This window comes from Halorubrum sp. Boch-26, assembly GCF_029889805.1.
Taxonomy (GTDB): Archaea; Halobacteriota; Halobacteria; order Halobacteriales; family Haloferacaceae; genus Halorubrum.
The window spans coordinates 1-8,427 of record NZ_JARANT010000108.1; the positions used below are offsets into that span (position 1 = coordinate 1).

The window sequence follows — 8,427 nt, forward strand, 5'->3', positions numbered from 1 at the left end:
CGCGCGCCGCCGACGACCCCGGCGGGATCTGCCTCCCCGATCCGATCCGTCGGAACGCGGACGCCGACCTCGGCGACGAGGTCACGGTCGAGCCGGTCGACGCCGCGGCGGCGTCGGCGGTCACCCTCCGCCTCGACGAATCGATGGACCTCGCCCGGGCGGCGACGGCCCTGCGTCGGCGCCTAGCGGGAACGGCCGTCTCCGTCGGCGACGAGGTCGAGGCGACGCTGCTCGGCGGCGCCCTGACGCTGACGTTCGTCGTCGAGGACGTGGTACCCACCTCGCCCGGGATCGTGGGTGAGGCGACCGAGATCGACGTCGCGACCGACGAGGGGACGGCGGCGGTCGTCAGCGAGCCCGAAACTCCCGACACCGGCCGCATCGCGCCCGCGGCGACGTTCCGCGAACTCCGCGAGGCGGCCGCAACCCGGCTCGACGGGCGGGAGTCGTTCGCGGCGGCCGGCCGGCCGACGACGCTCGGGCTCCTCCTCGAAGGGCCGCGCGGGGCCGGGAAGACGACGCTCGTCGAGGCGGTCGCGGCCGCGGTCGACGCGACCCTCGTCAGCGCCTCGGCCGCGCGATTGCGCGGCGAGAGAGCGGCCGACCCCGACCGGCGGCTCGACCGCGTCGTCGAGGCCGCGAGCGACGCCGACCGGGCGGTTGTCCTCCTCGACGACCTCGAACTCCTCGGTGACGACGGCGCCGGCGCGACGCTCGGCGATCGCCTCCGCGAGACGCTCGACGAGCTCCGAGCCACGGACGGGACGGTCGTCGTCGGAGTGACTACGGACGCCGAGCGCGTCCCGGAGGCACTGCGTCGCGGCGGGCGGTTCGACCGCGAAGTCGAGCTCGCGCCGCTGAGCGTCGAGGACCGGGAGGCGGCGCTCAAGAGCGTCGCACGCGACGTGCCGCTCGCGATGGACGTCGATTTCGCGGAGACGGCGACCCGGATCAACGGGTTCGTCCTCGCCGATATCGCGGTGCTCCTCGACGCCGCGTTGGAGCGGGCGATACGGCGCGAGGGGCGCACCGCGGTCCGGCAGGCCGACATCGACCGAGCGATGGAGTCGATCGACCCCGGCGGGCTCAGGGACGTCGCCGTCGAGTTCCCGTCCGTCTCGTGGGACGAGGTCGGCGGACTGGAGGCGGCGAAACGCGAGATCGTGCGGGCGGTGTACTGGCCCTTGGAGTACGCCGACCGCTTCGAGCGTGCCGGCATCGAGCCGCCCTCGGGCGTGCTGCTGTACGGTCCCCCCGGCACCGGGAAGACGCTGCTCGCGCGCGCCGCCGCCAGCCTCAGCGACGCCAACTTCATCTCGGTGAACGGCCCGGAGCTGTTGAACCGGTACGTCGGGGCGAGCGAGCGGGCGGTTCGGGACCTGTTCGCGACGGCCCGGGAGAACGCCCCGGCGGTCGTCTTCTTCGACGAGGTCGACGCCATCTCCCCGAAGCGGAGCGGCGATGACACGGGTGCCGGCGAGCGCGTCGTCTCCCAGCTCCTGACGGAGCTGGACGGGCTCGAACCGCTGACGGACGTGGTCGTCGTCGCGGCGACCAACCGGCCCGACTCGATCGACGAGGCGCTGTTGCGGCCGGGGCGGATCGAGAAGGCCGTGGAGACGCCGCTGCCCGACGAGCCGGCCCGCCGCGATATCCTCGCGATCCACACGCGGAACACGCCGACGACCCCGACGGTCGACCTCGACGCGCTGGCGGCGCGGACCGCGGGCTACAGCGGCGGCGACATCGCCGCCCTGGTCCGCGAGGCAGCGATGCTCGCCATCGAGGAGACGATCGTCGACGGGGGCGGCGCCGGTGGGGACGACGCCGACGGGGGCGGCGCCGATGGGGACGACGCCGACGGGCCGAGCGAGTCGATCGCGGTCGGCGTCGACCACTTCGAGCGCGCGCTCGCCGAGACCACGCCGTCGGTGACTGATCGGGGAGAACAAGCCGTCTCGCCACAGGACTGAGCGGGGAAGCGACCTACCCGCGCTCCTCGTGGAGGTTGATCACGAAGTAGGCGATCCCGAGCGCCGCGACCAGCTCCACCGCGGAGATGATCCAGAACGCGGTGTCGAATCCGACCCCGCCACGGGCCTGTACCGTCGGCAGCGCGAACAACGCGGCGACGGCGAGGACGAAACAGACGGCGATCCCGACAACCGAGGTGGTGTTCAGTACGGCGACAGTTTCGTTTGATTCGTCGGACATGTATTGTGTATGAGTGCGAAAAGTGGGACAGCGATTCAACAGTCGGCAGAGAGGTCGGGAGCGCCTCAGTCGGCGGCCGACGCCTCGCCGGCGGACGGCTCCGGCGCCTCGGTGTCACCGAGGATGGCGCGACTGCGCAGGAGGACGAACCCGAAGCCGACCTTGGCCGTCACGTCGAGAACCATGAACAGGAGGGTCTCGACGCCGAGGCCGACGACGCCGGCGCCCTCAGTGCCGACGATCCACAGGATCGGGTATGCCGTCCAGAGGACTAAAACCAACGCAGTCAGGGTGTTGAACGTGCTCTCGACCTCGGGCCCGCGCTCCTTCGCCGCGCTGCGGAGGCTCGTGGCGAGGAAGTACAGCACGACGATCATCGCGATGGTGCTGAACAGCCACCAGGTGTACCGCGCGAGCGGCGTGTGCGAGAGCGCGCCGATGAGGCCGGTGACGATCATCAGCGCGTCGACGCCGATGAGCGTGCCGATGCTGACCCGGTCGACCTTCGCGAGCAGCGCGAGGTCGAGCAGGAGCAGCGGCGTGGTGAACAGCCAGTCGGCGTACCGCGCGTAGTAGATGTCCAGCGTGCCGCGGCCGACGACTTCGACTTCAGTCAGCCCGACGCCGAAGAACATCGACAGGTACGCCGCCGACGCGATACCCGGCACGAGAATCGTGATCGCGTAGTATTCGCGGGCTTCCTTATCGGTGACCCCCCACCCCTTGACGATGAAGTAGAAGGTCCCGATGAGCATGAATATCGTCCCGATACCTAGCCACAGCGTTTCGGGTCGACCGTCTCCGAGGAGGTCGTACCCTGCTTGCAGTACTGTCGGATCCATACGCAACTACTGATATAACCTATAAAACAATCAATTTCGACACAGCATAGTAAGGTACGCGTTCCGGACGGCTCGAAGCGGCGTTCGCCGTCACCGTCGAAAACCGGAAAGAAACACCGATTCGGCCGCCGAGACGGCGGCCAGCGCCGCGAGCGACGACGATCATTGCCGGGTGTCGACGGTCGTTGACGGGGCGGACCCTTACTAGTGACCCAAAACGAAACCATCCTGGCGTCCGTAGTGTCCGTATGGCGAACGACGAGACCGAGACGGAGACCGAAACGACGGACGAGGCCGAGGAGACGACGGAGCACGAGACCGACACGGAGGCGGCGGCCCTCGACATGGAGGCGCTCGACACGTACGAGGACCGCGTCGAGGAGCTCTCGTCGGCCCTAGCGGAACGGGAGGAGACGATAGAGGATCTCGAGGCCGTCGTCGAGGCGCAGTCCGAACAGATCGAGAAGCTGGAGAATCAGTTCCTCGACCTGTCCGCGCGCGTCGCGGACGGACGGAACCTCGGCGTCTGCCCGGAGTGTAACGGACCGACGGAAAAGAAAGAGCGGCTGTTCCGGAGCGACACGATCGAGTGTCTGCGGTGCGGCGAGGTCATCCACACGTACTGACGGCGAGGTCATCCACACGTACTGATTCCGAACACACGCGCGAGGAAAAGATCGACCGGCGCGGATATCGGGCGGCTGGGATGTCGATCGGAGCCGTCAGTCGTCGGCGGCGGCGGAGACGCGGGCGTCCCAGTAGGAGACGGAGGCCACGTAGTCGCCCGGGATCGTGTCGCCGACGAGCTCGTCGAGGACGCGGAACGGTTTGGCGACGGGCCCGGGGAGCTCGCGATAGAAGCCGTACGGGAGCACGAAGTCGTGCTCCTCGCCCGCGAGCGTGAGGTCGGCCGCCCGGAGCATGTCGACGACCTGCCGCTCGGAGTAGAGGCGCGATCCCATCGGGAGCAGCCACGTGTACAGCGTCCGGAGGCTGCGGCTGTTGAACGTGTCGAAGAACACCTGATCCGCGCTGACGCGGCGTAGCTCGCGGGCGAACGGCACCGGATCGTCCATCAGGTGGAAAAAGCGCATCGCGACCACCGTGTCGAAGTGGTCGTCCGGGAACGGGAGCCGGGAGGCGTCGCCGCGGACGAACTCCACGGTGTCTGACAGCCCCGCCTCGGCCGCCTTCTCGCGTCCCTGTTCGAGCATCTCGCGGGAGATGTCGAGCCCGACGATGTCGGCGCCCCGGTCCGCGAGCATCGTCGTGAACCGACCGGTGCCGCAGGCGACCTCCAGCACGCGGTGACCCTCATCGATCGGCCCCAGCGCGGAGAGCACCGCCTCCTTCTCGCGCCGGTCAATGAGCTCTCCGCCGCCCGAGAACCGGACGTCCTCGTACTCCTCCGCGACCTCGTCGGCCTGGTACCAGTCCTGTCCCTTCACGTTGTGCGTACTGCACACCCGATCGACAAAACCGTACTGGATGCGGTCGGGGACGGCGTCGTCGTCCACCGGTCGCAGTTAGGTCGCTACCGTTCGCCGAGACGGTCTCGGCCGGAATCTCGACGATCGTCCGCGGCTCGGCCCGCGCGCCGTGATACGGACGTTCGTCGACGTCGACGGAGCCCCGATCGAGCTCGTCGACGTGCGCCGTCGCTCTCGTTCGTGTGTGACCGCCCCGCGAAGAGTGATATTAACACATTATATTATCCCAATCGGATTCCCCTATATGTAGCTAACCTTTACCAATAGGCAGGAGGTTCTACGGAAGTATGAGTACCAGTCCAGCGGAGACCGCCGACCAAGACCGCCTCTCGGAGAGCGAGTATCGCGACCGCTTACGCGAACTTCCCCCCAGCGCCAAGCTCGTCGCCAAAGTACTGGAGGGCGACTCGCCGCTCTCTCAGGGCGGGCTCGCCGAGGAGTCGCTCCTGCCCGACCGGACCGTCCGCTACGCGCTCAACCGGTTGGAAGAGGAGGGACTCGTCGACTCCCGCTACAGCTTCAAAGACGCCCGCAAGCAGGTCTACTACCTGACTACCTGAGCGGGCTGTCCGACTCGGGCAACCCGTTCGGCGGTCCGAGCGAACGTCCGGTGACGCCGCACGGAGTCCTTTTTAATCCCTCGTCCCGATACTCCGGAGTATGGAACTCTCGGTCGTCGTACCGACCCTCAACGGGCGGGACCGGCTGGCCGCCTGTCTCGACGCGCTGGCGGCGCACGCCCCCGGGGCCGAGGTGATCGTCGCCAACGGCCCGTCCGCCGACGGGACGACCGGGATGGTACGCGACCGGGACGACGTCGACGTGCTCGTGGAGATATCGGACCGCACGGTCAACGTCGCCCGCAACGCCGGTATCGAGGTCGCGACCGGCGACGCGGTCGCCTTAGTCGACTACGACAACCGGGTCGGCGAGGGGTGGCTCGACGCCGTCCGGGCCGGGCTCGACGACGCCGACGCGGTGACGGGACCGGTGACGCCGGTCGATCGGTCTCGCGGAGCCGGCGACGTTGAGGGCGGCGACGTTGAGGGCGGCGACGTGAGCGACGACGCCGGGGGCCCCGAACGCCGGACGATCGCGGGCCGCGACGTGACCTACTTCGCGGGCGGGAACGTCGCGTTCCGGCGGGAAACGCTCCGTGACCTCGACGGGTTCGACGAGTACCTCCGGACCGGCGGCGCGCGCGACGCGGCCCACCGGCTCGCGCGAATGGACCGCGAGGTCGCGTGGCGCGACGACCTCGCCGTGACCAAGGAACCGACGAGTCCGACCGCGGCCGACGGCGGGCGAAGCGCCCGCGAGTGGGGCTGGAAGTACCGGGCGCTCGCGTACCGCCTACTGAAGAACTACGGGGTCCGGCCGACGGTGATGGCACGGGCCGGCTCCCACGCCGTAACGGACGCGCTCGGCGCGGCGGCCGACGTGGTCCGCGGCGAGTCGACGCCCTCGCGGTGGGTCGCGACCGGCCGCGACGTGCTCGTCGGGCTCGCCGCCGGGGGATCGGACGGACTCGTCGCCCGTGGCCGCGACCGGAGTCCGGCCAGAAACCCGAACGGGATCTCCGACCGCGCCGACCGCGCCGTCGCGAAGTACGACCGGCGGGAGCGGGAGGAGTGAGCCCGCGCCTTTTAACCTCCGTCGTCGTTTACGGCCGGTAACGAATGGGACTCACGAAGCGGATCATCCCCTGTATCGACGTCGACCTCGACGACGACGGGGACGCGGCGGTGTACACGGGCGTCAACTTCGAGAACCTGGAGTACACCGGCGACCCGGTCGAGCTGGCGAAGAAGTACAACGCCGCGGGCGCCGACGAGTTCGTCTTCCTCGACATCACCGCGAGCGCCGAGGGCCGCGAGACGATGCTCGACGTGGTGAACGCCGTCGCCGACGAGTGCTTCATCCCCCTCACGGTCGGCGGCGGCATCCGCACGAAGGCCGACATCAAGGAGACGCTCCGCGCGGGCGCGGACAAGGTGTCCATCACGACCGGTGCCTTGGAGCGCCCCGAACTCATCGAGGAGGGCGCGGCGGCGTTCGGCAGCCAGTGTATCGTCATCTCCGTCGACGCGCGCCGCCGGCACGACGACGCGGGCGAGCACTTCTACGAGGACGACGACGGCGAGACGGTGTGGTTCGAGTGCACGAAGAAGGGCGGCCGCGAGGGGACCGGCATCGACGCCGTCTCGTGGGCGAAGGAGGCCGAGGAGCGGGGCGCCGGCGAGCTGTTCGTCAACTCCATCGACATGGACGGGACGAAGGACGGCTACGACATCCCGCTGATGACGGCGGTGTGCGACGCCGTCTCGACGCCGGTCATCGCCTCCTCCGGCTGCGGGAGCCCCGAGGACATGTACGAGGTGTTCACCGAGGCGAACGCCGACGCCGGCCTCGCGGCCTCCATCTTCCACTTCGGCGACTACTCCATCGAGGAGACGAAAGAGTACCTCGACGATCGCGGCGTTCCCGTCCGACTGTAGGCGGACTGGCCTGAGTCCTACTCGGAAATGAAATAACAACCGTTCACAACTACCGTTGTTTCCGATAGTACCGATCGAAACCAACAGTTATTATGTGATGCCGAGCGAATCGTGACGTATGTCCACGTCATCGACGCGAGTCCGCGCCGAGCGTCCGGAACTCGTCTGCAGACGGACCGACGACGGGTCGGAGGACGGGGAGGTGACGTTCTTCGAGCGGGAGCGTGATCCCGACGAGCGGACGACGCGCTGGATCACGGTCCGAGAGGCGGACTGCGTGCCGCGCGACGAGTGGCGATAAGACGGGATCTCTGGTCGGTTTTCGTGCGATCGCTTGGGTGAGGTGGCCATCGCCGAAGCCCGAACTGTCCATTCATAACTGGTTGCCATTATGGTAACACCCTCCAAAGCCCTAGCCGCTCGCTTATAAATCGTTGCCGCCGGATCGACGGTGAACACTTCCAAAGCCCCAGCCGCGAGGACGGCGCACGCTCGCTTCGCTCCCTCGTTGCGGTGCTTACGTCGCCTGCGCCGTCCTCGCGGCTGCCCCTTTGAATCCCACCTGACCGCACCGCAGCAAAGCCTCACCCCTCCCCAGCCTCGGCGGACGGCCCGGCGCGGGCAGAGCCGCGCCGGACCGCCGCCTCCCTCGCGCGGCGTCGTTCGCGGCCGCCGAGGGCGGCCGCTCACGAGCGCGCGCCACTGCATCGTTTATTTATAAGCTGCCGTCGCAGTCGCTCGTTACCATTTAACTACTCCACGCCATCCTCGACGTGGAAGGATATCGCGCCGCGACGTCAGTTGTCGACCGCGACCTGGTCCGGCGCCAGGAGGTCCCGGTCGTGTAACAGCGCGATCGTCGCCAGCCGGATGGCGTGCGGCCAGCCGAGCGGGGTCGCGCTGTCGGGCGTCCCGTCGTCGAAGAACTGCTCCGGGAGGTACGTCGTCGGCTCGCACAGCGATCCGCCGGGCGAGACGTGCGCGAGAAGGTCGCGGGCGCGTTCCGCCATCTCCCCCGCTCGGGGGTCGTCGTGGGCCTCGAGGAGGGCCGCGAGCTCGGCGCAGGCGTTCGCGCCCCACGCCGTCGAGACGGTCCACACCTTCTCCGAGAGCTGCCCCGCCTGCCGCCATCCGTCGCCCTCGTAGCGGATCAGTCCCGAGATCGCGTCGCTCTCGTGAGCGAGGCCGTCGACGACGGTCTCCACGTGCGAGACGAGCCGGTCGAGGCGCTCCTCGTCGACCGCGCCCGCTCTGTCGCCGCCCTCGGCGCTCTCCTCGTCGCCGCCGTTCCCGTCCCCGCGGTCCCCGCCGATCGCGTCGAACGACCGGTGCGCGCTCGCCAGCGACAGGGTCGAGGAGACGGTCCGGTCGGCGCTCGCACCC

The 8,427-nt window shown here is 68.9% G+C and carries 9 protein-coding genes and 1 pseudogene; 6 read left to right on the forward strand and 4 right to left on the reverse strand.

Annotated features, from left to right (window positions below):
- Positions 1-1,973: AAA family ATPase (locus OQF71_RS12780; RefSeq protein ID WP_280588128.1), on the forward strand; the 1,973-nt coding region annotated here is incomplete at its 5' end.
- A 13-nt stretch (positions 1,974-1,986) separates the two neighbouring features.
- Here OQF71_RS12780 and OQF71_RS12785 read toward each other — a convergent pair.
- Both OQF71_RS12785 and OQF71_RS12790 read right to left on the reverse strand, forming a co-directional pair.
- The gene (locus OQF71_RS12785; RefSeq protein ID WP_280588129.1) at positions 1,987-2,214 is read right to left on the reverse strand and encodes a hypothetical protein; all 228 of its coding nucleotides are present in this window, start codon (positions 2,212-2,214) and stop codon (positions 1,987-1,989) included.
- Between the two features lie 65 nt (positions 2,215-2,279).
- On the reverse strand, positions 2,280-3,056 hold the full coding sequence (locus tag OQF71_RS12790) for a bacteriorhodopsin (RefSeq protein ID WP_280588130.1): 777 nt from the start codon (positions 3,054-3,056) through the stop codon (positions 2,280-2,282).
- A gap of 248 nt (positions 3,057-3,304) precedes the next feature.
- On the opposite strand from OQF71_RS12790, the gene OQF71_RS12795 reads away from it, so the two are divergent.
- Positions 3,305-3,682 carry a SlyX family protein gene (locus tag OQF71_RS12795; protein WP_280588131.1) on the forward strand — a complete coding sequence of 126 codons (378 nt, stop codon included), beginning with the start codon at positions 3,305-3,307 and terminating at the stop codon, positions 3,680-3,682.
- A 96-nt stretch (positions 3,683-3,778) separates the two neighbouring features.
- Here OQF71_RS12795 and OQF71_RS12800 read toward each other — a convergent pair whose 3' ends face one another.
- Positions 3,779-4,504 (reverse strand): class I SAM-dependent methyltransferase, encoded by a 726-nt coding sequence (locus OQF71_RS12800; protein ID WP_280588132.1) that lies wholly within the window; start codon positions 4,502-4,504, stop codon positions 3,779-3,781.
- 329 nt (positions 4,505-4,833) lie between these two features.
- Between OQF71_RS12800 and OQF71_RS12805 the strand changes: the two genes are divergently transcribed.
- The 4 genes from OQF71_RS12805 (at position 4,834) to OQF71_RS12820 (ending at position 7,345) form a co-directional block, all read left to right on the forward strand.
- Complete coding sequence (locus tag OQF71_RS12805) at positions 4,834-5,106, forward strand: winged helix-turn-helix transcriptional regulator (protein WP_092562049.1); 273 nt, start codon at positions 4,834-4,836, stop codon at positions 5,104-5,106.
- A gap of 100 nt (positions 5,107-5,206) precedes the next feature.
- Positions 5,207-6,181: a glycosyltransferase gene (locus OQF71_RS12810; protein WP_280588133.1), complete on the forward strand. Its 975-nt coding sequence runs from the start codon at positions 5,207-5,209 to the stop codon at positions 6,179-6,181.
- Positions 6,182-6,225: 44 nt separating this feature from the next.
- Positions 6,226-7,044 (forward strand): imidazole glycerol phosphate synthase subunit HisF, encoded by an 819-nt coding sequence (gene hisF / locus OQF71_RS12815; RefSeq protein WP_280588134.1) that lies wholly within the window; start codon positions 6,226-6,228, stop codon positions 7,042-7,044.
- A 118-nt stretch (positions 7,045-7,162) separates the two neighbouring features.
- Entirely contained in the window at positions 7,163-7,345 is a 183-nt protein-coding gene (locus OQF71_RS12820; protein WP_280588136.1) for a hypothetical protein, read from the forward strand.
- Positions 7,346-7,841: 496 nt separating this feature from the next.
- Here the strand turns inward: OQF71_RS12820 and OQF71_RS12825 are convergent.
- A pseudogene (locus tag OQF71_RS12825) lies at positions 7,842-8,427 on the reverse strand (glucan 1,4-alpha-glucosidase); the annotation flags it as partial.

What these genes read in the sequence shown, in the direction of transcription:
- OQF71_RS12785 (WP_280588129.1), bottom strand. Translation starts at nt 2,214, where the DNA reads ATGTCCGACGAATCAAACGAAACTGTCGCCGTACTGAACACCACCTCG.
- OQF71_RS12790 (WP_280588130.1), bottom strand. Translation starts at nt 3,056, where the DNA reads ATGGATCCGACAGTACTGCAAGCAGGGTACGACCTCCTCGGAGACGGT.
- OQF71_RS12795 (WP_280588131.1), top strand. Translation starts at nt 3,305, where the DNA reads ATGGCGAACGACGAGACCGAGACGGAGACCGAAACGACGGACGAGGCC.
- OQF71_RS12805 (WP_092562049.1), top strand. Translation starts at nt 4,834, where the DNA reads ATGAGTACCAGTCCAGCGGAGACCGCCGACCAAGACCGCCTCTCGGAG.
- OQF71_RS12810 (WP_280588133.1), top strand. Translation starts at nt 5,207, where the DNA reads ATGGAACTCTCGGTCGTCGTACCGACCCTCAACGGGCGGGACCGGCTG.
- hisF (WP_280588134.1), top strand. Translation starts at nt 6,226, where the DNA reads ATGGGACTCACGAAGCGGATCATCCCCTGTATCGACGTCGACCTCGAC.
- OQF71_RS12820 (WP_280588136.1), top strand. Translation starts at nt 7,163, where the DNA reads ATGTCCACGTCATCGACGCGAGTCCGCGCCGAGCGTCCGGAACTCGTC.